Below are 24,349 nucleotides of genomic sequence, written 5' to 3'. Positions count from 1 at the left end.
ATGATAGCTCCTTTTCTTTAATCAATTATTGTACGACGCTTCTCATATACTATACTTGCGCCTGTTTATTTAACTTTGAATGTTTATAGCCATACATAAAATATACAGCCAATCCAATTACGAGCCAGATCACAAATATTATCCAGTTACTTGCCCCCAATTCCGTCATCAAATACAAATTGATCAGGATACCAACGACAGGCAATAGCGAAAAGTTCATTTTAAAGCTATAAATACTCAGGCCAAGCCAGGTTAACCAAAATATAATGACCAACATTTTATGTTCTATAATTTCAAGGAAGGAGAGCGATTTCCACTCCTGAATCGTCTCTTGCGCATAGCTAAAAATGAACCCAATAGCGATCAGTAGCCCTGCACCAACTAAATATTTACCATTGATGTAAGGAACTTTAAATTTGGATTTTGCAGATAAGCCCGAATAATCCATATACAATACACCTGCACAAACAAGGATAAAGGCAAAAAAGGTGCCCACGCTCGTTAGATCCACAAAGAAGTCCATTTTAAAAAATAACGAAGGGATAGCAACCACCAAACCCGTCACAATAGTCGCAAAAGAAGGTGTTTTATATTTTGGGTGGATCGTCGCGAATTTCTTCCACAACAAACCGTCCCGACTCATAGTCATCCAAATTCTTGGTTGAGCCAATTGATACACCAGCAAGGCACTGGTAATGGCAATCACAGAGGTCACCGATATAATTCCGGCCATATGGTCAAAGCCGACATATTTAAACACGAAAGCAAGTGGATCCTTCACATTTAATTCGGTATAGTTAACCATCCCCGTCAAGACCAGGGTAATGGCAACATATAATACAGTACAAATCAATAGACAATAGATCATTGCCTTAGGCAGATCGCGCTGTGGGTTTTTACACTCTTCAGCAGTTGTGGAGATTGAATCGAATCCGATAAAGGCAAAGAAAACCGCGGCCACACTTCCCAGTACACCTTTGAGGCCATTCGGTGCAAAAGGGGTCCAATTTTCAGGTTTAATGAAAAATATACCCCCAAAAATGACAGCCAAGATGATTGCTACCTTAATCATCACCATCACCATACTGGCTTTCTGCGATTCCTTAATTCCGATGTAAACCAACCAAGTGACCAAAAACGTGATAACACCTGCCGGTAAATCAAAAATAATAGGGACACCGCCAATCCGTGGCGCACTATTAAAAGCATCCAGACCATGCTGGTCGATTGCGGTCAGAGCAGCAGCGCCGTGTTGATTCATTTTGTCTACAGCGTCATAAGCATAGCCCGGTGCCATGGATAACCAAGCTGGTATATATAGACCAAAGCCTTCCAGCATGGAAACAAAATACTGCGACCAAGAAATGGCAATAACCGTATTGGAAACAGCATACTCTAAGACCAACGCCCAACCTATGATCCATGCAAACAATTCACCAAAGGCCACATAAGCATACGTGTATGCCGAGCCCGAAACAGGAACAGTACTGGCAAATTGCGCATAGGCCAATGCTGTAAAAACACAGGCAAAAGCCGTAAAAACGAAGAGAAGTGAGACTGCTGGTCCACCTTCATAACTCGCCAATCCAATTGTGCTAAAGATTCCGGCCCCTACAATAGCGGCGATACCCAACGAAACCAGATCTGTTACCCCCAATACCTTTGCAAGGCCTGTCCCCCCCTCTTTTTGGGTGTCATGCAGAATCTGATCAACACTTTTCTTCCGAAAAAGTCTATGTGACATGTAAATTTAGTTTTTGATACTTAAAATTATGCGAAAATAAATATTTTCAAGGTCTTATACTATTGGTATTTTTCTGATGGACTAATTAAAGTCCATCAGCGCATATTGAATATACTGGTAAATTTCCTGATAATCGGTCATCTGCGTATGTAAATAAGAAATCAGCTGTTCCGTCAGAAGCTGTCTTTGCTCCACTGAAACTTCAAATTGCCACAATCGTTTACAAATATTGAAAAGTGCACCTGCAATTTTTTCCACCTCTGCATAGTCATAAATATACTTCCACTCAATAAACTGATGATAGAATTTTTCAAACTTAGGAATATCATTCAGTTGATTAATTTTCAAAAATTTCCGAACAGCGTCTTCATTGACATGCATTAGTGCGGCGTAGAATTTATCGATGGAGACCGCTTTATTTTGTGTTAGGATATGATCCAGCAATAGCTCCAACGCGATATGAGCCATAAAGGACGGCCGGATAGGCAGCCCCGCTAAACTAGACTGGATTTTTAGTTTCAGTTGATGTGTATGATGAAAAAAATAAGGTGAATTGTGAAACAGGCGATCGACCTCGATATGACGGTTCCAACCGATATACATCTGCTCGAGTAGAGGATTGTCCAAAAGCTCATCTTCATATTGCCGCGGTTTTAGCATAAAAGATTTATCGGCATTTTTTAACAGATCTGGTAACAGTCCACCCACAATACGCTCGGGGTTGGTCGCAAACCGCTCAAAATAGAAATGTGATAAAAAATTCATACCAGCTTATTAGCGTGTGCTTTTATATGGAATTATTCGCTCAATATACGCTTAATCTCCTATCTTTGCATCTTGTAAATTAAAAAATTAAATCCATTTAACAATGAGCTTTGTAGAAGAATTACGTTGGAGAGGCATGTTGCAAGATATTATGCCCGGCACTGAAGACTTACTAAATAAAGAAAAAGTCGCTGGTTATATCGGCTTTGATCCCACAGGCGACTCTCTACACGTAGGACACTTAACGCAGATCATGACGTTGATCCACTTCCAAAATGCGGGCCACAAACCAGTTGCCCTAGTTGGAGGGGCAACAGGAATGATTGGAGACCCTTCTTTCAAATCTGCAGAGCGTAACTTGTTGGACGAAGCTACCCTACAGCATAATGTAGCTTGTCTAAAAAAACAGTTAGGCAAATTTCTTGAATTTGGAGAAGGTGAAAATGACGCCCAAATGGTTAATAATTACGACTGGTTCAAAGATTTTAAATTTTTGGATTTTATCCGTGATATCGGTAAAATGATTACCGTTAACTATATGATGGCAAAAGATTCTGTAAAAAAACGTTTGGAAGGTGACAATGGTCTTTCATTTACAGAGTTTACCTATCAATTGATTCAAGGATATGACTTCTACTACCTTTGGAAGCACCACAACTGTAAAGTTCAAATGGGAGGGTCCGACCAATGGGGCAACATTGTAACAGGAAGTGAAATGATTCGTCGCCAAGATCAGGGAACTGCCTATGCAATCACCACGCAATTAATCAAAAAAGCCGATGGTCAGAAATTTGGAAAAACCGAATCTGGTGCCGTATGGTTAGATCCAAAGAAAACCTCGCCGTATAAATATTACCAATTTTGGTTGAATACCTCGGATGATGATGCTAAAAACTGGATCAAAATTTTCACTCTCAAACCCCAGGACGAAATAGCGTCTATTATTGCAGAACATGATGCAGCGCCACATTTACGTCTAGTTCAAAAAGCACTGGCAAAAGATATCACCATTCGTACCCACTCCGAAGAAGCATACGAAACTGCGATCAAAACTTCTGAATTTCTTTTTGGTAATGGTTCTTTAGAGTTTTTGAACAACTTAGATCACGAGGCTGTTTTAGAGGTATTTGAAGGCATTCCTCAGTTTCAGATCGCTAAAGCGGATCTCGCAGCGGGCATCAATATTCTTGATTTACTGGCTGTTCAAACACAAGTATTCCCTTCCAAAGGTGAGGCTCGCAAAATGCTTCAGGGCGGTGGAGTTTCTATCAATAGAGAAAAAGCAACTGATATAGAAGAATCTATTACTGAAAATCACCTTGTAAACAATAAGTATATTGTTGCCCAACGCGGTAAAAAGAATTACTACCTGATTATCGCAAATTAGTAATCAGCAGTGTATTACTTTAATAATCCATAAGTAATCGTCAGCATTCCATTTTAATAATCCATAAGTATAAAAAAGTCCCTTTTGAACAACTCAAAAGGGACTTTTTTATACAATCCAAAGCTCTTCCTCCTCCGCTGAAAAAATCGGTCCGGTTATTTTAATAGTTTTTCAAATGCCTTACGTGCAGCTCCTCTAAAATGTACCTCCCCACAATATTGATATCCCAGCTTTTCGAATACATGCAACATTCCTCCATTGTCGAAATTAGTATCCACCTTAATACTATAAACCCCATGATGAACCGCGATCTTCTCCACCCCAGACATAATAGCCGTCCCCACACCTTTCATATGCGGATCCTGCGCCGAAGCCAATCGGTGTATACCGACATAAGGACCATCACTTAACCATTTTCCGTCAATATCATTATAAGCAGGTTCGACATCAAAAATAATAGCAACATAACCTACAATCCTATCCTCCACCTCAACGACATGCCCATAGCCCTTATCAATATCCGACTGCACCACATCTTCATTCGGATAACCATCTTGCCATTGTCGGCTACCTTGTTCTTTCCTGAGAGAAATTGCTTGTTGTATAATTTCCCAAATCCGTCCTTTATCAGCTAATGTCGCTTTTCGTATTTCAAACTTGTTCATCCTATCTGTTATTTTTATTCGTAAAACTACATATTTTACAGCAACTCCAAAGAATACAGCAAAACAGTGGCAATCTGCATTGATATCCACATTCTTTGGTCAAACCCATTTGCAGGGCATAGTATTTGCTAGTCATTATAACTATCAAGCTTTTTAGCTACATCTAAATTTATTCATGCATAAAAAACGACAAACTTAAAATAATTAGGCTATCGGCATCTTTAAAATACTATCAAAATAACTAAGTTTGTAAGCAGTATAATTGTGAGCTTTTCAATGTCAAACAAAGGAAATACATTTAGGCAGACAGGGAATTCAGTTTCCGGCAAACGTGCCCCTCAAAAGGAATCAACAACATTTAAAAAAGAAAAAAGTCAAAAAAATAGTGTACCAAGAGATTATTCTGATGCACAGCAAAAGGCTGTCAAGATATTAGGAATTTTATTGATCTTGCTTTCATTGGCATTTGCGACCGCTTTCGTATCCTACCTATTTACTTGGGAAGACGATCAAAGTTATATCGCAAAAACCAATGGCGGATGGTCAACATTATTTAGATCTACAGAAGAAATTCATGATGAAGCAGTTGATTTACCCGTAGTCGATAATAAACTAGGGAAATTTGGTGCTTTGCTTGCAAACCAATTTATGTACGAATGGTTTGGCGTCGCATCTTTTCTCTTTATCCCGGTATTATTCATTTTAGGATATCGCCTGTTGTTCAAGAAATCATTGCTTCCATTGTACCGTACGGTGGTCTATTCTTTTGTCGCTATCGTTTTTATCTCGGTAACATTAGGCTTCCTGCATGGATTTATGGCCGATACACCGCATATGCTCGAGGGGAAATTTGGTTTTTGGACCAATAAATTATTGGAAGCACAAGTTGGCATTGTCGGCGTTGGCTGTATATTGGCTTTTGCCTATCTGACGACATTAATCTTACTTTACAACCTCGATTTTAAATTTGTCCTATTCAGTAACAGGAAATCCAAGTCATTCTCCGAAGATATGGACGATGAGGATGAGGATGAATACGCCCCACAAAATCTAAGAAACAAAATTCATATTGAAGATGATTCCATCCAATCTGTACGGGAATCTTTTCAACGCCCAACATCAATCAATGAGCGATTTCAATCTGCTCGTGAAAAAGATGTGCAGGAAGAACTTCAGCGTCCTGCTTTTACCCATCACCCAATACCTGAAGTGCAGATTGATCCGAAAGACAAGGTGGTGCTTTCCTTCGACGACAGTCCTATGGAACGAACAGAGCACACACCTTCAATCAGTTTCACCATTGATCAGCCGAATGAAGAATTGGAAGCGGAAGAATTACCGTTAGTCCGGGAATATCAAGCACCGAAAATTGAAGCAGAACCTCAGCAAGAGCCAGAAGCTGCCATTGAAGCCGATGCAGTACCTGGTTTGGTGGTAGAGGATATCAAAGAGGAAAAAGAGATCACTGCCAGTGACCTTGTGGCCCAATTCGGACAGTATGACCCCAAATTGGATCTTTCCGGTTATCAACATCCAGCATTGGATTTATTGAAGGACTATGGAGGAGGTAAAATAACCATCAATCAACAGGAACTCGAAGCGAACAAAAACAGGATTGTTGATACACTGAGAAATTACAGCATCGAAATAGAAAGTATCAAAGCTACTATAGGTCCAACGGTAACTTTGTATGAAATTATACCAAAACCAGGTGTAAGGATTTCAAAAATCAAAAACCTGGAAGATGACATTGCTTTAAGTCTTGCCGCATTGGGTATACGGATTATTGCACCTATGCCCGGAAAGGGGACAATCGGTATTGAGGTACCAAACTCCAATCCCGAAATGGTTTCCATGCGATCGGTACTTGCTACGGAGAAATTTCAGAAAACAGACATGGATCTCCCGATTGCTTTAGGTAAAACGATTTCCAATGAAGTTTATATTGCCGATTTAGCTAAAATGCCTCACCTTCTAGTTGCGGGAGCGACCGGACAAGGTAAATCAGTAGGTATCAACGCCATTCTGACCTCTTTACTGTATAAAAAGCATCCGGCCGAATTAAAATTTGTCCTTGTTGACCCGAAGAAAGTAGAACTTTCACTATTCAAAAAAGTAGAGCGCCACTTCCTCGCAAAATTACCTGACGACGGAGATGCAATTATTACCGATACGAAGAAGGTAATCAACACCTTAAATTCTCTGTGTATAGAGATGGATCAACGTTATGATTTGTTAAAAAATGCACAGGTACGGAATTTAAAGGAATATAATGCAAAATTTATCAATCGCAGATTAAACCCTGAGGAGGGTCATCGATTCTTACCATATATCGTTCTTATTGTTGATGAGTTTGCCGACTTGATGATGACAGCAGGAAAAGAGGTCGAAACACCGATTGCACGATTGGCACAATTGGCCCGTGCGGTAGGGATTCACCTGGTTATTGCAACCCAACGTCCTTCTGTCAATATCATTACCGGTACAATCAAGGCCAACTTCCCTGCACGTCTTGCATTCCGTGTATTATCGAAAGTCGATTCACGGACCATTCTAGATACAGGCGGTGCAGATCAGTTGATCGGTCGGGGTGACATGCTTCTAGCGACTGGAAGTGATTTGATACGTATTCAGTGTGCTTTTGTTGATACGCCAGAGGTTGAACAAATTTCCGACTACATCGGTGCACAACGAGGCTACCCTTCGGCATTTATGCTACCGGAATACGTAGACGAAAACGGAGATGGTTCTGGTAGTGTGGATTTTGATCCCAAAGACCGCGATCAGTTGTTCGAAGAAGCTGCCCGATTGATTGTCATGCATCAGCAAGGCTCAACTTCATTAATCCAACGTAAATTAAAATTGGGTTATAACAGAGCAGGACGAATCATCGATCAATTGGAAGCTGCTGGAATTGTAGGTCCATTTGAAGGAAGTAAGGCCCGCGAGGTACTTTATCCAGATGAGTATTCATTAGAACAATTTTTGGAGACGTTAAGAAAGGACAACTAAGATGAAAAAACAATTGTGGTTTATGGTAGGTTTGCTAATTATTGCATACAGCCAAAACAGTTATGCACAAAATGATGCCGCTGCTAAAGCATTACTGACGAAAGTAAGCCAAAAGTACAATGCATACAAAACAATACAGGCCAACTTCTCATTAGCTATTAAACAAGCTAATGGCGGCTCACATACTGACGCTGGAACAATATACCTGGACAAGAGTAACAACAAGTACCAGGTCAATACCAAAAATCAAGTATTGATATCGGATTCCAAGACACAGTGGAATATCATGAAAGCCGAAAAGGAAGTTGAAATCTCAGAAGCAAGCAATTCGACCAACGAGATCAATCCAACAAACATATTCAGCTTCTACACCAGCGGTTTTAAATATACCTTGAACAATACTGAAAAGGTAAAGGGACTTACGCTAAGTGTCGTTGAATTAAGTCCCCTCGATAGCAAAAAAAACTATTCAAAGATAAAGCTGCGTATCAATAAGGCAAGCAACCTGATCTATGATACGACCGTTTTTGATAAAAGTGGTAATCGCTATACGTATACATTAACTTCGCAGGAAGGAAATAAAGCATTTTCAGGTAGTCTATTCGCATTCAACAAAAATGATTACAAAGGTTTTGAAATCGTCGACTTAAGATAAAAATCTATCGACGCTATAACTCGGATTAAACGCAGTACCATAAAAAAGGCTTTCCAATACTGGAAAGCCTTTTTTATGGTACTTTAATCGTTATTGTACTTTACGCAATTTTATAGCATATTAGGTTCCTTATCCAACGTCTCGCTTTCTTTGTTTGCATAACGCGAATAACCATGCTTTTGCGGATGTTCGATAATTTCCTTCATAGAAACAAGTTTGTACACATACGAACCCGTTTCATTATTCAATTTCAATGCAAAATAGTCGTCCTTTTTTTGTCTCCTTATAGAACCTCTTAAACTACCATCACCGACATTATATGCTGCAGCTACCAAGGTCCAGTTTCCAAATTGGGCATACAGGTATTTCAGGTATCTGGCAGCAGCATGTGTAGATTTGACAAGATCTTTCCGGTCATCTACTGTACCATTGACTTTCAATCCATACAATCGCGCTGTTGCCGGCATAAACTGCCAATAACCACCAGCACCCTTAGATGAAACAACAGCTTTACTAAGGCCGCTTTCCACCAATGGAATGTACTTAAAATCTTCAGGAATACCATGTGATTTAAGGATCTTTGCGATCATAGGCAAATAGGTCTCTGCCTTTTTGTGCATATCGTATGATCCTGTTTTTTTAAACGAGAATCGATTGAAAAATTTGCGCAATTTACTTTCCACAAGCGGACGATCCATCGGTAATGAATCTTCAGCAAATGTCAATGAATTCATATAAGATTCAAACGAATTGCTTTTTTCTTTTTTTTCTTCTTCGTTCCCATGATGAGCGGGAACTACTACGAGCTTCGGTTCAACGATCTTATCGCCGTTTGAAGCGTTGTTGTGTGGGGTTGAGTATAATTTTGACAGCAATAAAGCAAACAAAATCAAACTACTACATAAAACTTTCTTTCTTATCATTCACTCCCTTAATGCTATCCTATCCACGACTCCAATCGATCAAAAAATAGCTTGGTTCAAATTCAAGGGTACAAAGGTAAACACTATTTATTTAAAAAACAAATAGTTACATTACAGACAACTTAAAGTGGCTTTTTTAGCGTAAAAACGCAGCAAATCCAAGAAAAGACAAAAAGATAAGGATTTTTTCGCAAAACCCAAAATTATACCTAACTTTGTGGTTCACATTTTAGCAAAACACAATGCCATTCAGCAATAAAAGGAACAGTCGTGATGACAACTCCAGAAAGTCACGAGGCAACTCAGATAGCTTCAAATCTAGAGGCGATAAGAACAATAGTTTCGGAAAAAAATCATATGGGTCGAATGACCAATCTGAAAGAGGTTCTTTCAGAAAAGATGATAATCGTGAGAACAGATCATTCGGATCTAAAAAATTCTCAGACAAACCTCCCTTCCGAGGAGAGAACAATTCCTTCCGTTCAAAAGATAATTCAGAAAAATCCTTTGGTAGAGGAGGACGCTCCTTTGATAAAAATGATTCTTCAAGATCTTTTGACAAAAAAGATTCCTTCAATAAATTTGATAGATCAGAACGTTCTTTTGACAAAAAAGATAACTTCAAACGTTCCGATAGAAATGACTCTTCAAGATCTTTTGACCGCTCAGAGCGTTCTTTCGATAAAAGAGATAGTTTCAAACGTACAGACAGAAATGACTCCTCAAGATCTTTTGACCGTTCAGAGCGTTCTTTCGATAAAAAGGATAACTTCAAACGAACAGACAGAAATGACTCCTCAAGATCTTTTGATAGATCAGAACGTTCTTTTGACAAAAGAGATAGTTTCAAACGTTCAGACAGAAATGACTCTCCAAGATCTTTTGAGCGTTCTTTCGATAAAAAAGATAACTTCAAACGTTCAGAAAGAAATGACAGCCCAAGATCATTCGATAGATCAGAGCGTTCTTTTGATAAAAGAGACAGTTTCAAACGTTCAGACAGAAATGACTCTTCAAGACCTTCTAACAGAAAGTTTGATGGCGAAAGAAGTAGAAATTTTGATGACAACAAAAACTTTGGTGATAAACAATATATTAAACGTCCAAAGAAAAAAGCAGAGGATGCAGAGGATGACGGCTTAGTTCGTTTAAATCGTTACATCGCCAATGCTGGTATTTGTTCAAGACGTAAAGCTGATGAACTTATCATTGCTGGTGTCATTTGGGTAAATGGAGAACCTGTTACTGAATTGGGTACCAAGGTAGATCCTGCAACAGATGAAATCCGTTACAACAACGAACGTTTAAAACGTGAAAAAAATGTTTATGTTCTGTTGAACAAACCAAAAGATTATATCACGACTACAGATGATCCTCAGGAGCGTCATACCGTAATGGAACTTGTTTCTAAAGCGACAAAAGAAAGAATTTATCCTGTTGGTCGTCTTGACAGAAACACGACGGGACTTCTTTTAATGACAAATGATGGTAGTCTTGCTGAAAAACTTTCACACCCGCGCAACAGCATCAGCAAAATCTATAATGTCGAGTTAAACAAAAGCCTTACACAAGGTGATTTTAACAAAATCAGCTTTGGTATCGAATTAGAAGATGGTGTAATCAAACCCGATGACTTGAGTTATGTTCAAGGTGGATCAAAACGTGAAGTTGGCATCCAAATCCACTCAGGAAAAAATCGTATCGTACGTCGTATTTTTGAGTCATTAGGATATGAAGTCGTTAAATTGGACCGTGTGGTTTATGCAAACTTGACGAAAAAAGATCTTCCACGTGGCCGTTGGAGATATTTAGAGGAACGTGAAATCGTGCAATTAAAGCACCTGATTTAATCGCTTAAGAAGATAAATAAAAATAAAGGACGGTCATTCAGTTAACCGTCCTTTATTTTTTATATTTGCTCTTTCAAATAAAACAACAAAGAATATGACTGATCCGAAAACACTTTCATCCGTTGCGGAATTCCATAAAACATTCCAACATCCAATCCTAGACACCCCTACGATTCCATCTGAACAAAGATGTGCCTTACGGGTATCATTGATCGCTGAGGAATTAAAAGAATTAGAAGAAGCCATCCAGGATAAGGATTTGGTAGAGATTGCAGACGCACTATGTGACATTCAATATGTACTTGCTGGAGCGGTATTAGAATTTGGTTTAAAAGATAAATTCTCAGCTCTTTTTGATGAAGTTCAACGTTCCAATATGAGCAAGGCATGTAAAGACGAAGCAGAAGCCATCGCTACACAAGAGCACTATAAATTAAAAGGTGTAGAATCCTATTATAAAGAAGTTGATGGCAAATTTCTGGTATTCAGAACAGCCGACAATAAAACGTTAAAATCTATCAATTACTCTCCAGCCGATCTAAAAACGATTGTTGAGGGCTAAATAAAAGATGGTGATCGTACCCTATTTTTTTATAGGTAAACAGCAAAGGCTTCTTTAGAGAAGCCTTTGCTGTTTTTTATAGCGCGGAATATATTTATTAAACACGATAGCATCCAATGATCTATCAAAAGAGTAGAAATTATTGGAGGCGACTAAAAAAGACTTCCTTGCACGACCTGACGTGCTTCCAATCCCTTATCGATGTATGTTTGAATACCTGATTTCGGTAAGCCCCAATTCGGGGCAATTAACAATTCTTTATCTGCAATCCCGAAAATACGTTGAATGATCAGATCAGGACGCAATCGAGGAATAAACTTCGCTAAGAACTCGGTGTAACCTTCCATCGAAAAAAGTTCAAAGGGCTCACGTTTGAACTTAACCCCCATAATAGATCCCTCTACAATATGTAGGTGATGCAGCTTCACAAATTTGATCTGTGGGAAGCGGTTGATTTCATCTGCATATTTCAACATCATTTCTTCAGATTCCCATGGGAAGCCAAAGATTGTATGTACACAAAGTTCCAAAGGGGTATCTTTCAGCATATCCATGGCCTGAACAAATTCGTCGTGAGAACAGCCTCTATTGATCTGCTCCAATGTATCGTTGTAGATCGATTCCATACCCATTTCCAAATCCACATCGTAACGATCTGTATAAGACTCCAACAATGCAATCTTTTCAAAATCCAAACAATCAGGACGTGTACCAACAGAAAGCCCCAAAGTATTTTCAGGATCAATACTTAAGGCCTCATCATACATCATTTTCAGTAGATGCGTCGGCGCATATGTATTTGTATTTGGTTGGAAATAAATAATAAACTTCTCGGCGCCATAGCTATTGCGTGCTCTTTCAATACCCGATTCTACCTGCTCTCGTATCGAAGGAATTTTCCGGGCAGTATCCGGTGTAAAAGAATCTACATTACAGTAAGTACAACCACCATAGCCCTTACTACCATCACGATTGGGACAAGTAAAATTACCATCCACAATCACTTTAAACACTTTCTGTCCGTTATACTTTTGCTTTAAATAAGCCCCGTAATGATTATACGGTTTAATTCCGTTGTCCAATAATGTACCCATTGCGCTGCAAAGTTACTCAATAAAAATCATATGTGACCATTACTTTCTCAGGATCAAATGTTAAACTGATACAGCCATTACGAAAATCTTCCCAAGATAATATCTACAGGATCAAATGTTAAACTGATACAGCCGTCACGAAAATCCTCCCAAGATAATATCTACATGATCAAAATTGTTAGAAACAACGCTGACAGTGCTATCCTTATTGACCTTGAATCCCACATGTGCTTCATCATTAAGCATATCCCTATCACGTTTCCATTTTTCATTTAACTGCCTATAAAAATCAACAATACCTATCTTGGGGGTTGGAAGATAGTTTTCATAAGAAACAAAAATGTAATCCTGTCTGTCTTGGCAAATACCTAATCTCAGATTAAACAAGAAAAGATAGACGATGATCAAACAATTTCTCATATGGCCAGTAAGTAATATGTACAGCAATATACAAAAAACCTAGATACGAGAGTTCTAGAACAGGCGAGATGCTTAATAAGGAAAGTATCTAAACGAAAGAAGCCCTTGACTGTTTCCAGCAAGGGCTTCCGTGTAAAAAAAGGCACCGACCTACTCTCCCACCTGTTACGGCAATACCATCGGCTCTGGCGGGCTTGACTGCTCTGTTCGGAATGGGAAGAGGTAGACACCGCCGATATAGGCACCTAAAAATCTTTATTGGCATGATCTATGATATTCTTATCATGTTATCATGCCAACTGACATATGTATTGAAAGAGGTTCGTTTCCTGTATGTTTCAAAAATTAAAGAGGAAGACAACAGTGTCTGTCTGCTTGAGAAAGCTTCGGGCTATTAGTACCACTTGGCTTTGGTCTCTCAACCTTTACACCTATGGCCTATCAACGTAGTCATCTTCTACGACCCTATAAGGAAGTCTCATCTCGTGGCTAGTTTCGCACTTAGATGCTTTCAGCGCTTATCTATTCCAGACGTAGCTACCCTGCCGTACACCTGGCGGCATAACAGGTTCACCAGAGGTCTGTCCAACCCGGTCCTCTCGTACTAAGGTCAGATCCACTCAAACTTCCAACGCCCACAACAGATAGGGACCGAACTGTCTCGCGACGTTCTGAACCCAGCTCGCGTGCCACTTTAATGGGCGAACAGCCCAACCCTTGGGACCTTCTCCAGCCCCAGGATGTGACGAGCCGACATCGAGGTGCCAAACCTCCCCGTCGATATGAGCTCTTGGGGGAGATCAGCCTGTTATCCCCAGCGTACCTTTTATCCTTTGAGCGATGGCCCTTCCATACAGAACCACCGGATCACTATGTCCGTCTTTCGACCCTGTTCGACTTGTCGGTCTCACAGTCAAGCAAGCTTATGCCATTGCACTCCACGTACGGTTACCAAGCGTACTGAGCTTACCTTTGAAAGCCTCCGTTACCTTTTTGGAGGCGACCACCCCAGTCAAACTACCCACCAAACAATGTCCTCGACATAGCCGAGTTAGAAACCGAATACAGAAAGGGCGGTATTTCAAGGTTGATTCCATGACTCCTGGCGAAGCCACTTCAACATCTCCCGCCTATCCTACACATCCTGTACCCAATCTCAATGTTAAGCTATAGTGAAGGTGCATGGGGTCTTTCCGTCCCGTTGCGGGTAATCGGCGTCTTCACCGATACCACAATTTCACCGAGCTCATGGCTGAGACAGCGCCCAGATCGTTACACCATTCGTGCAGGTCGGAACTTACCCGACAAGGAATTTCGCTACCTTAGGACCGTTATAGTTACGGCCGCCGTTTACTGGGGCTTCGATTCAATGCTTCTCTTGCGATGACATCCCCTCTTAACCTTCCAGCACCGGGCAGGTGTCAGGCCTTATACTTCATCTTGCGATTTTGCAAAGCCATATGTTTTTGTTAAACAGTCGCCTGGGCCTTTTCACTGCGGCTGCTCTTACGAGACAGCGCCCCTTCTCCCGAAGTTACAGGGCCATTTTGCCGAGTTCCTTAGCCATGACTCACTCGAGCACCTTAGGATTCTCTCCTCGACCACCTGTGTCGGTTTGCGGTACGGGTCTTCATAACCTGAAGCTTAGCGGGTTTTCTTGGAAGTCTGTTTACCTGCTCTATCAGCGCCACCGGAGCTTTGCTGTACTATTGGGTTTCAGCAGGGTCGGCGGATTTGCCTACCGTCCCTATACCTACGCCTTTCAACGAACTATTCCGTCAGTTCGCGGCAGTGTCACTACTCCGTCACCACATCGCAGTTATGAAGAGTACTGGAATATTAACCAGTTGTCCATCGGCTTGCCCCCTTCGGGTGCGCCTTAGGTCCCGACTGACCCTGATCCGATTAACGTTGATCAGGAAACCTTGGTCTTTCGGTGGGCGGGTTTCTCACCCGCCTTATCGTTACTTATGCCTACATTTGCTTTTCCATAACCTCCACAGTTCATTGCCAAACTGCTTCTCCGGCGATGGAATGCTCCCCTACCAGATGTACATCTTTCAGTACAAATCCATAGCTTCGGTACCGTTCTTGATGCCCGTTTATTATCCACGCCCGGCCGCTCGACTAGTGAGCTGTTACGCACTCTTTAAATGAATGGCTGCTTCCAAGCCAACATCCTAGCTGTCTGGGCAACCGGACCTCGTTAGTTCAACTTAGAACGAATTTGGGGACCTTAGCTGATGGTCTGGGTTCTTTCCCTCTCGGCCTTGGACCTTAGCACCCAAAGCCTCACTGCCGGCTATATTTGATAGCATTCGGAGTTCGTCTGGATTTGGTAGGATTTGACTCCCCCGCACCCAATCGGTAGCTCTACCTCTATCAAACTCTACGCCGACGCTGTTCCTAAAAACATTTCGGGGAGTACGAGCTATTTCCCAGTTTGATTGGCCTTTCACCCCTACCCTCAGGTCATCCGGAAACTTTTCAACGTTTATCGGTTCGGTCCTCCATTACATGTTACTGCAACTTCAACCTGCCCAAGGGTAGATCACAAGGTTTCGCGTCTACCTCATCTGACTATGCGCCCTATTAAGACTCGCTTTCGCTTCGGCTGCGTCCCTGAAGGACTTAACCTTGCCAGACAAGAGTAACTCGTAGGCTCATTATGCAAAAGGCACGCTGTCACAGGACCTGCCTGCTCCAACCGCTTGTAAGCACACGGTTTCAGGTTCTTTTCACTCCCCTGTTCGGGGTTCTTTTCACCTTTCCCTCACGGTACTGGTTCACTATCGGTCTCTCAGGAGTATTTAGCCTTACCAGATGGTGCTGGTGGATTCCCACAGGATTTCTCCGGTCCCGCGGTACTCAGGATACCACTATGTCAACATTCTTTACCTGTACGGGGCTCTCACCCTTGTCGCGCAGTTTCCCACCTGCTTCCAGTTCATAGCGCTGTACAATGTCGTGGTCCTACAACCCCGGTCATGCCGTAACATGACCGGTTTGGGCTCTTTCCCGTTCGCTCGCCACTACTTGGGAAATCATTGTTATTTTCTTCTCCTACGCCTACTTAGATGTTTCAGTTCAGCGCGTTCGCGTTTTATACGACTATTCTTCAAATAGTCAGGTTGCCCCATTCGGAAATCTCTGGATCAAGTCGCATTTGCCAATCCCCAAAGCTTATCGCAGCTTATCACGTCCTTCTTCGCCTCTGAGAGCCTAGGCATCCCCCGTGTGCCCTTATTTACTTTCTTCACCGGCATAGCCTTTTGCTACTATGCGGCTGCTTTTGATATATATACCCGTATGCTACGTAAAGATTCGTTCGGCATTCACCGAGGGTCTCCTCTCTACATCGAACACATACACGTATTGTCTCTATACTGTTGTCTTCTCTTGTAATTTTTTTTCTCTTTCAATATGTCAAAGAACTCTTTTTCCGGTATAGATGAAGTATATCGCTATATACTTCCCCGGAGATGTGGAGAATAACGGATTCGAACCGTTGACCCCCTGCGTGCAAGGCAGGTGCTCTAGCCAGCTGAGCTAATTCCCCAAACGTTTTCGTAGTCCCGAGCAGATTTGAACTGCTGACCCCTACATTATCAGTGTAGTGCTCTAACCAACTGAGCTACGGGACTAGCTTATCTTGTTCATCTCTTTCTCTCGGTCCTGCTCCCTTAGGGGCGGGCACTTTCTTCTGATGTTTTTTCTTCTGCAATCATATGTAACGCGACGAGCACCGATCTTCGATACTCTAGAAAGGAGGTATTCCAGCCGCACCTTCCGGTACGGCTACCTTGTTACGACTTAGCCCCAATTATCGGTTTTACCCTAACACGCTCCTTGCGGTAACATGCTTTAGGTACCCCCAACTTTCATGGCTTGACGGGCGGTGTGTACAAGGCCCGGGAACGTATTCACCGCGTCATTGCTGATACGCGATTACTAGCGAATCCAACTTCATGGGGTCGAGTTGCAGACCCCAATCCGAACTGTGAATGGCTTTTAGAGATTAGCATCATATTGCTATGTAGCTGCCCGCTGTACCATCCATTGTAGCACGTGTGTAGCCCCGGACGTAAGGGCCATGATGACTTGACGTCGTCCCCACCTTCCTCTCTGTTTGCACAGGCAGTCTGTTTAGAGTCCCCACCACTACATGCTGGCAACTAAACATAGGGGTTGCGCTCGTTGCGGGACTTAACCCAACACCTCACGGCACGAGCTGACGACAGCCATGCAGCACCTAGTTTCGTGTCCCGAAGGACGAGTGCGTCTCTGCACTCTTCACTAACTTTCAAGCCCGGGTAAGGTTCCTCGCGTATCATCGAATTAAACCACATGCTCCTCCGCTTGTGCGGGCCCCCGTCAATTCCTTTGAGTTTCACCCTTGCGGGCGTACTCCCCAGGTGGATAACTTAACGCTTTCGCTTGGACGCTGGCTGTCTATCGCCAACATCGAGTTATCATCGTTTAGGGCGTGGACTACCAGGGTATCTAATCCTGTTCGATCCCCACGCTTTCGTGCATCAGCGTCAATACCAGCTTAGTGAGCTGCCTTCGCAATCGGAGTTCTAAGACATATCTATGCATTTCACCGCTACTTGTCTTATTCCGCCCACTTCAAATGGATTCAAGCCCATCAGTATCAAAGGCACTGCGATGGTTGAGCCACCGTATTTCACCCCTGACTTAATAGGCCGCCTACGCACCCTTTAAACCCAATAAATCCGGATAACGCTCGGATCCTCCGTATTACCGCGGCTGCTGGCACGGAGTTAGCCGATCCTTATTCTTCCAGTACATTCAGCTAGATACACGTATCTAGGTTTATTCCTGGACAAAAGCAGTTTACAACCCATAGGGCAGTCATCCTGCACGCGGCATGGCTGGTTCAGGCTTCCGCCCATTGACCAATATTCCTTACTGCTGCCTCCCGTAGGAGTCTGGTCCGTGTCTCAGTACCAGTGTGGGGGATTCTCCTCTCAGAGCCCCTAGACATCGTCGCCTTGGTAAGCCGTTACCCTACCAACTAGCTAATGTCACGCGAGCCCATCTCTATCCTATAAATATTTAATCAACTGAACATGCGAACTGTTGATGTTATGCGGTGTTAATCTCTCTTTCGAGAGGCTATCCCCCTGATAGAGGTAGGTTGCTCACGCGTTACGCACCCGTGCGCCACTCTCACCATCTTCGAGCAAGCTCTCCGATGGATCCCGTCCGACTTGCATGTATTAGGCCTGCCGCTAGCGTTCATCCTGAGCCAGGATCAAACTCTCCATTGTAAAATGAAGTTTTTGATTCCAACTATTTATAATAATCAGAATTCTTTTTTTATATCTCTGATCTTGGATCGAATTGAACGAATTACTTGAATTTGTTCATGACTTTCGTTTGTCTACTCGTCACGCTTACATGATTGTGTTTTCTTAAAGAACTCTGTCGCTTCAACTTCCGTATCCGCTTTATTCCGATGGGCATTGCGCCACTCTTTATCGTTTTGTTTTTCCCTTCGTTTCCGTTGGGACTGCAAAGGTAGAAATCTTTTCTGAACTTCCAAAAACTTTTTTAAGTTTTTTTTTCTTTCCTCTTTTTTCGATTTCCGCGTTTAAAATAAACTGAGCGGGATTTTAGATCCTGCCAGACTTCTCTTAAACCCTTCTTTTTTCATGATTCCCTCTTTCGGGGTAACCGTCCCTCCCTTGCGGAGTGGTGCAAAGATAGGGAGTTTAGGAACAAACTTCCAAGCCTTTTGTTCTTATTTATTTCATTTTCCCCTTAACTGCCTGTAACGGTGCGAGATTCTTTTTGTAAAACAGGTGATCGGAGGGCTGGAATGGCTGATCCGGCCGCCAGATTGGGCCAGATAGCGGGATCTGGTAACGAAAACATGCTGAATTGCACCTGCCGGATCTACGGCCCCACCGACATAGCAAAGGGAGATTGGAAAACGCAAACATAGCCGAACAGAGAACAACAGAGATCCGCCACGTTTAATACCATCGATATATATAATAGAGATAGGACGTGACCGGGACCCTCAACCGCAGCGAAACAGAGGATGGCATGACTACCTTAATACTTGCCCGGGATTCTTTTTAGAATTTATGCAGGGTTCCAGATCCCGACATTTTGGTCCAGGAATTACTTATTGTAAACTTTGATCAACTTTCGTTTTCGTATAGGGTTTACTTAGGGTTTACTTAGGGTTAGTTTAGGTATAGCTTAGGTTATAGCTAAACTAACCCTAACTTAAAGCTAACTAAATACCAATTAAAATCTAGTTTAAAGAAGAACTAAATAAAAGCGAATAAATATAATCGACAAATAAGACAGTAGCACGCTTCACCTCGAATTTGCTCCAGAGAAACAGAAAACCACAGCGATTTGAAGGAATATAACAGAGATAAGACGCTAAGAACCCTTTTAGTGTAGAACAAGAGCCAAACTAACATCCTACAAAACCAAAACTAGGTAATTACTATTTCTCCTCCGCTTTAAAAACCCAAAAACGCTGAAGTGTATAGTTGAAGCCCAAAGAAACGAGCAGCTCAACGACTAGTTTCGAGAACAAAAAGTTTACATGATATACATCCACCAGAAAATGAATTCCCGTAGACTTCAATGTAATACTACCACAGACGACAATCACAAATTTCCATAGCTGACTCCCTACAGACTTTTGCGTACTACCAAAGGACCAGTATCGATTGATCAAAAAATTAACAACAGCACCAAGGCTACCACTAATCGCATTAGAAAAAGGAGCACTGATATGAAGTAGCTTATAACAAGCAGAGTATACTCCAAAATCAAACAATCCGCCTAAAAAGGCGGAAAGTTGAGCTTTTAAAAAAGTAATAACTTTTGAAGACATCATTAAATAGCCTCCTCCTGCTGTTTTTTCAATTTATCCTCTTTATCTTTTTCATCGCCTAATTTAAGAAGTAGGCGTGTATCATTTGTATTAATTATAAAAAGTGCAATACAGATTACCAGTACACACCAATTAATAGATCCTGGCATTAAAACTTCGAAGAGCATAACCAATGAAATAATCACCCGAATTTCAGTCGGTCCCAAAATTCCGGCGTCAATCGTATACTTATCTGTAATTCTATACCTGAGCTGAGAAATGATCATTGCCCAGCCATATAATGCGACCAATGTAAATCCCAGATACTTAAAGTCACCCACGGTATACAGCACATATCCCAATCCGATAAAAACCGTACTGATCCAATCCATTACAATATCCAGCGCAAAACCGTACCAGCGACGGGATTTATTGCGGTAGAATGCGATACGCCCATCTAATGAATCACCAAACCATTGCACAAAGAAACCAGGGATCCCTAAAAGCAAATAGCGAATATCAACATATTCAGCCAATATAAAACTCGCCAATATCATTAAGGAACCTAAAAATCCAATTGCCGTGAGTCCATCCGAAGTAATCCAATTGGGGATTCTAGGAACGAGGTACGAAATAAGTTTTTGTTCGGGTTCACTTAAGATATTTGTTCTCTTTCTATCCTGAAAAAGTTTTTTATTTATTTTTAACTCACTCATTATCTGCGATTATAGCCATTTATTTTCTTTATACCAAGCCAATGCCTCCATTAGGCCTTTCTTCAAATCATATTTAGGTTGGTATTGTAGCTGACGTTGAGCCGCCGAGATATCACAGCCCCAGTTTTCAGCTGTAAGTTCATTCAGCCGTTCAGGATATAGTACAGGTATTGCTTTAGAATTTTTATACAAACGTTCAAAAATAACCGCGATAGTCTTCACGACACCCAAAGGAATATGCATACGAATCATTTTCTTTTGGCTAAACTCTCTGAAAAACCTAGCCAACTCATAACGCCCATATACCTGCCCATCACTGAGGTTATACACCTGCTTTCCACCTTGGTCAAAACGACAGGCATGAATAATCGCCTGTACCAAGTCGGCAACATAAATAAAGCTAAGCTTTTGAGGAGAGCGACCAACATAGGCATCCAGGCCTCCATTCATTGTTTTAAAAACAATAAAAATATCCTTTTCACGAGGGCCGTATACCGCAGTAGGGCGCAAAATCGTTAGTGGCTGATCTTTAAAATCATTCAACGCGAGCTCCGCTTGCCGCTTACTACGACCATATGCCGTAACAGGACGATAAGGGTTACTTTCATCGATAAGGTTAGCATCGTAGTTAACAGGACCGATAGCCGCAAGACTACTAACGAAAACAAATCTTTTGATGGGAGTTTTTAAAGAAAAACAAGCTGATGCCAAGTTTTTTGTATAACCAACATTGACCTTTTCGAGATCTTCTTCATGTTTGGCACGAGTCATTGCCGCAGCATGAACAACATAGGTATAGTTTTCCGCTTCCAGTAATTCTCTGATAGACTCTTCATCAGAGAAGTCCGGATAAACAAATTTATCTACAACGGAGCGAATTTCTGAAACATCACTTGACTTCCTCACCGCGGCATGAACTTCCATCCCCGCCTCTTTCGCTGCTCTTGTCAAATGATAGCCTACAAAACCACTCGCTCCGGTGATTAATACTTTTTCTATCATAATGATTTTTGATACAAACGATAACGTTTGTACAATTCTCCATTCATCTGTTCAATAGCGTGGTTCATCATGTAATTATGCTCCAACATCCATGAACATTCGGCCCCCTTAATATTAGAATCTTTTGATTCTTTTATAATTCGGCCGTACAAACATGCTTCAATACCAAGCTTACGGTAATCTTCCAATACCCCTAACATAAGTACACGAAGCAAGTTGATTTTTTTCTTTCCAAATAACAATTTAAAAATACCCGTAGGAAGTAGACGTCCGCGCTTCACTTTGATAAGGATCTGATTGATATCTGGTATCCCTAAACCAAAGCCAACAAGATCACCGTCTTTCTCTGCAACGATAGCAAAACGTGGATCGAGAATCATTTTTAAATCTTTGGCCGTATAATTAAATTCGTCCTCTGTCATCGGAACAAAACCCGAATTTTTATCCCATGCTCTATTATAAATGTCACGAACTTTTGCTGCCTCGTTTTTAAAATCCTTCACATTGAACTGACGCAATGTAATGCCAGATCTTTTCAAACGTTCTTCCAGCCTATCCAAAAGCAAAACAGAACGCTTATCCGCAGACTTTTCCATAACCAAATAAGCTCTCAAATCCACTTTATGTCCGTAGCCTGAATTGGTAATCAAGTCGATGTAATAAGGCGAATTGTAGGGCATCATGGCCACTGGAGGCTTATCAAAACCGTCAACCAATAAACCAACGGTATCATTGGTTGATAAATTGATCGGCCCAACGATCGTATCCCCCCCTTTAGCTTTAACCCATTTCTCTGCGGTCTCAAACAACGCGTTTGCGACTTCTTGATCATCTATACAATCGAAAAAACCCCACTGTCCTTCATTCACATGATTAAAGGCATTATGGTTGTTGTTCCAGATGGCACATATACGACCAACAATCTTATCGTTACGATAAGCTAGAAAAGGTTGTGCTTGGGAATGTTTATAAAAGGGATGCTTGTCAGGGGAAAGCAAATCGTTTTGTTCAAGAAATAAGGCAGGTACATAATTAGGATTTCCCTCATAGAGACTATGAGGGAAATCTATAAACAGCCGTCTTTGTTTCTTTGTTTCAACGGGTATAATCTGAATCATACGATTAGATTTTATATTAATGTTTCAACTTCAGCTTGTTTGAATACTTTAACCATCTTCTCAATAGCCTCGTCGATTTGGTCATAAGTATGTGTCGCCATCAATGAAAAACGGATCAAAGACTCTTCCGCAGGAACTGCCGGAGAAACAACTGGATTAACGAACACACCATCATCTTGGAGCATTTTAGTTACCCAGAACGTTTTTTCATTGCTACGAATAAAGATTGGTAAAATAGGACTTTCCGTAGCACCTAAATCAAACCCATGATCCAGTAATTGTGCTTTGGCATAATCTGTATTTTTCCATAATTTTTCAATATGCTCTGGCTCATTTTGAATAATTTCCAAAGCTTTCAATGTTGAAGCCACCGAAGCTGGAGTCATTGAAGCACTGAACATCACAGAGCGCGCATTATGTTTTAAGAAATCAATCACATCTGCATCACCAGCCACAAATCCACCTAAAGAAGCTAACGATTTACTAAATGTACCCATAATCAAGTCTACATCATCATTAAGCCCAAAATGAGAAGCTGTACCAGCTCCTTTGTGCCCAATAACACCTAAACTGTGTGCGTCGTCGACCATTACGGCAGCATCAAACTCATTGGCAATCGCTGTAAGCTCAGGCAAATTAACAATATCACCCTCCATACTAAAGATACCATCCGTACAAATTAACTTTGCACTATCCTCAGGTAGGCGTGACAACTTAGCACGTAAGTCCTCCATATTGTTATGACCGTATTTGATTACTTTGGAAAAAGACAAACGGCTACCATCAATAATTGACGCGTGGTCACGTTCATCCAACAAAATATAATCATTACGTCCCATTAGACATGACAAAGGGCCTAGATTTGATTGGAATCCTGTACTAAAAAGAATCGCGGCTTCTTTACCTACATAAGCAGATAATTTTTCTTCCAGTTCCACGTGAATATCCAACGTACCGTTTAAGAAACGAGATCCAGCACATCCAGTACCATACTTTTCCAAAGCATCTTGCGCTGCCTTTATAATACGTGTATCAGTCGTTAACCCTAAATAAGAGTTAGAACCAAACATCAATACACGTCTACCATCGATTTTTACTTCGGTATCTTGTTTTGATTGAATAGGTCTAAAATAGGCATATAAGCCCTTAGCTTTCAACTCCTCAACAATCTTAAATTGCGATATTTTTTCGCCTAACTTTCCTTTACTCATGCGATAAAAAGGTATTTCTAAAACTATTTCTAACTTTTAGATGTTATTGTAACAAACAAAATTATCGAATTGGACTTTTATATAAAAAACTCGGTCTCCGACTAAAAATCTGCTATATCCACAATGTAAGTTGAAATTCTACGTTGTATATATTCACAATAATTCCAAAAAACGTTGCAAACATACGAAAACATAATCTGACTTTCACTTAAATTTAGTCATATTTTTAACACATCGCCCAAAACCGTTAATTTTATTTTAATACTCCGCTAACATCTGCCCACACAATTCTACTTTAAAATAAGACAATTTTAATAATTATATTTGCGAACTTTAAATTATCCTATAATTAGTTACATT

General features: G+C 41.2%; 17 protein-coding genes, 2 tRNA genes and 3 rRNA genes. 5 read left to right on the top strand and 17 right to left on the bottom strand.

The annotated features are described in order from the left end of the window. Nucleotides 1–49 precede the first annotated feature (49 nt). Complete coding sequence (locus tag OK025_RS11350; protein ID WP_317669546.1) at nucleotides 50–1,744, bottom strand: amino acid permease; 1,695 nt, start codon at nucleotides 1,742–1,744, stop codon at nucleotides 50–52. Nucleotides 1,745–1,825: 81 nt separating this feature from the next. Beyond that, nucleotides 1,826–2,509, bottom strand: coding sequence for a hypothetical protein (locus OK025_RS11345; RefSeq protein WP_317669545.1), 684 nt, complete (start codon nucleotides 2,507–2,509; stop codon nucleotides 1,826–1,828). Between the two features lie 103 nt (nucleotides 2,510–2,612). On the opposite strand from OK025_RS11345, the gene tyrS reads away from it, so the two are divergent. Continuing rightward, nucleotides 2,613–3,896, top strand: coding sequence for a tyrosine--tRNA ligase (gene tyrS, locus OK025_RS11340; protein ID WP_201667217.1), 1,284 nt, complete (start codon nucleotides 2,613–2,615; stop codon nucleotides 3,894–3,896). A 155-nt stretch (nucleotides 3,897–4,051) separates the two neighbouring features. Here tyrS and OK025_RS11335 read toward each other — a convergent pair whose 3' ends face one another. Continuing rightward, the gene (locus tag OK025_RS11335) at nucleotides 4,052–4,561 is read right to left on the bottom strand and encodes a GNAT family N-acetyltransferase (RefSeq protein ID WP_317669544.1); all 510 of its coding nucleotides are present in this window, start codon (nucleotides 4,559–4,561) and stop codon (nucleotides 4,052–4,054) included. A 276-nt stretch (nucleotides 4,562–4,837) separates the two neighbouring features. Between OK025_RS11335 and OK025_RS11330 the strand changes: the two genes are divergently transcribed. Continuing rightward, a complete protein-coding gene (locus OK025_RS11330; RefSeq protein WP_317669543.1) occupies nucleotides 4,838–7,573 on the top strand; it encodes a DNA translocase FtsK in 2,736 nt (911 codons plus the stop codon). A 1-nt stretch (nucleotide 7,574) separates the two neighbouring features. Beyond that, entirely contained in the window at nucleotides 7,575–8,228 is a 654-nt protein-coding gene (locus OK025_RS11325; protein ID WP_317669542.1) for an outer membrane lipoprotein carrier protein LolA, read from the top strand. A gap of 110 nt (nucleotides 8,229–8,338) precedes the next feature. On the opposite strand, the gene OK025_RS11320 is transcribed toward OK025_RS11325, so the two are convergent. Beyond that, complete coding sequence (locus OK025_RS11320) at nucleotides 8,339–9,151, bottom strand: lytic transglycosylase domain-containing protein (protein WP_317669541.1); 813 nt, start codon at nucleotides 9,149–9,151, stop codon at nucleotides 8,339–8,341. Nucleotides 9,152–9,393: 242 nt separating this feature from the next. Between OK025_RS11320 and OK025_RS11315 the strand changes: the two genes are divergently transcribed. After that, nucleotides 9,394–11,001, top strand: a complete 1,608-nt coding sequence (locus OK025_RS11315; RefSeq protein ID WP_317669540.1) for a pseudouridine synthase — start codon at nucleotides 9,394–9,396, stop codon at nucleotides 10,999–11,001. 94 nt (nucleotides 11,002–11,095) lie between these two features. Further along, nucleotides 11,096–11,563, top strand: coding sequence for a nucleoside triphosphate pyrophosphohydrolase family protein (locus OK025_RS11310; RefSeq protein WP_046671593.1), 468 nt, complete (start codon nucleotides 11,096–11,098; stop codon nucleotides 11,561–11,563). A gap of 152 nt (nucleotides 11,564–11,715) precedes the next feature. Here OK025_RS11310 and OK025_RS11305 read toward each other — a convergent pair whose 3' ends face one another. The 13 genes from OK025_RS11305 to spt form a co-directional block, all read right to left on the bottom strand. Then, nucleotides 11,716–12,657 (bottom strand): TIGR01212 family radical SAM protein, encoded by a 942-nt coding sequence (locus tag OK025_RS11305; RefSeq protein ID WP_120333202.1) that lies wholly within the window; start codon nucleotides 12,655–12,657, stop codon nucleotides 11,716–11,718. A gap of 135 nt (nucleotides 12,658–12,792) precedes the next feature. Continuing rightward, the gene (locus OK025_RS11300) at nucleotides 12,793–13,077 is read right to left on the bottom strand and encodes a hypothetical protein (protein WP_317669539.1); all 285 of its coding nucleotides are present in this window, start codon (nucleotides 13,075–13,077) and stop codon (nucleotides 12,793–12,795) included. 137 nt (nucleotides 13,078–13,214) lie between these two features. Beyond that, a 5S ribosomal RNA gene (gene rrf, locus OK025_RS11295) occupies nucleotides 13,215–13,326 on the bottom strand. Between the two features lie 126 nt (nucleotides 13,327–13,452). After that, nucleotides 13,453–16,334, bottom strand: a 23S ribosomal RNA gene (locus tag OK025_RS11290). A gap of 228 nt (nucleotides 16,335–16,562) precedes the next feature. After that, nucleotides 16,563–16,636, bottom strand: a tRNA-Ala gene (locus OK025_RS11285). Between the two features lie 11 nt (nucleotides 16,637–16,647). Beyond that, nucleotides 16,648–16,721: transfer RNA gene (locus OK025_RS11280), tRNA-Ile, on the bottom strand. Between the two features lie 120 nt (nucleotides 16,722–16,841). After that, nucleotides 16,842–18,371 (bottom strand): 16S ribosomal RNA (locus OK025_RS11275). Together the 16S, 23S and 5S rRNA genes with 2 tRNA genes alongside form the textbook arrangement of a ribosomal RNA operon. Nucleotides 18,372–18,484: 113 nt before the next feature. Continuing rightward, complete coding sequence (locus tag OK025_RS11270; RefSeq protein WP_317667786.1) at nucleotides 18,485–18,646, bottom strand: hypothetical protein; 162 nt, start codon at nucleotides 18,644–18,646, stop codon at nucleotides 18,485–18,487. A gap of 921 nt (nucleotides 18,647–19,567) precedes the next feature. Continuing rightward, nucleotides 19,568–19,966, bottom strand: coding sequence for a GtrA family protein (locus tag OK025_RS11265; protein ID WP_317669538.1), 399 nt, complete (start codon nucleotides 19,964–19,966; stop codon nucleotides 19,568–19,570). Further along, on the bottom strand, nucleotides 19,966–20,658 hold the full coding sequence (locus tag OK025_RS11260; RefSeq protein ID WP_317669537.1) for a CDP-alcohol phosphatidyltransferase family protein: 693 nt from the start codon (nucleotides 20,656–20,658) through the stop codon (nucleotides 19,966–19,968). Before OK025_RS11260 ends, OK025_RS11265 begins: the two co-directional genes overlap by 1 nt. Nucleotides 20,659–20,667: 9 nt before the next feature. Further along, on the bottom strand, nucleotides 20,668–21,660 hold the full coding sequence (locus OK025_RS11255; RefSeq protein ID WP_317669536.1) for an NAD-dependent epimerase/dehydratase family protein: 993 nt from the start codon (nucleotides 21,658–21,660) through the stop codon (nucleotides 20,668–20,670). Beyond that, nucleotides 21,657–22,778 (bottom strand): hypothetical protein, encoded by a 1,122-nt coding sequence (locus OK025_RS11250; protein WP_317669535.1) that lies wholly within the window; start codon nucleotides 22,776–22,778, stop codon nucleotides 21,657–21,659. The genes OK025_RS11255 and OK025_RS11250 overlap by 4 nt, the downstream gene beginning before the upstream one ends. A gap of 11 nt (nucleotides 22,779–22,789) precedes the next feature. Continuing rightward, complete coding sequence (spt, locus tag OK025_RS11245; protein WP_312792860.1) at nucleotides 22,790–23,989, bottom strand: serine palmitoyltransferase; 1,200 nt, start codon at nucleotides 23,987–23,989, stop codon at nucleotides 22,790–22,792. Between the last annotated feature and the right edge of the window lie 360 nt (nucleotides 23,990–24,349).

Source organism: Sphingobacterium sp. UGAL515B_05, assembly GCF_033097525.1.
In the GTDB taxonomy this organism is placed as follows: Bacteria; Bacteroidota; Bacteroidia; order Sphingobacteriales; family Sphingobacteriaceae; genus Sphingobacterium.
This window is presented reverse-complemented; position numbering and strand designations above follow the sequence as displayed.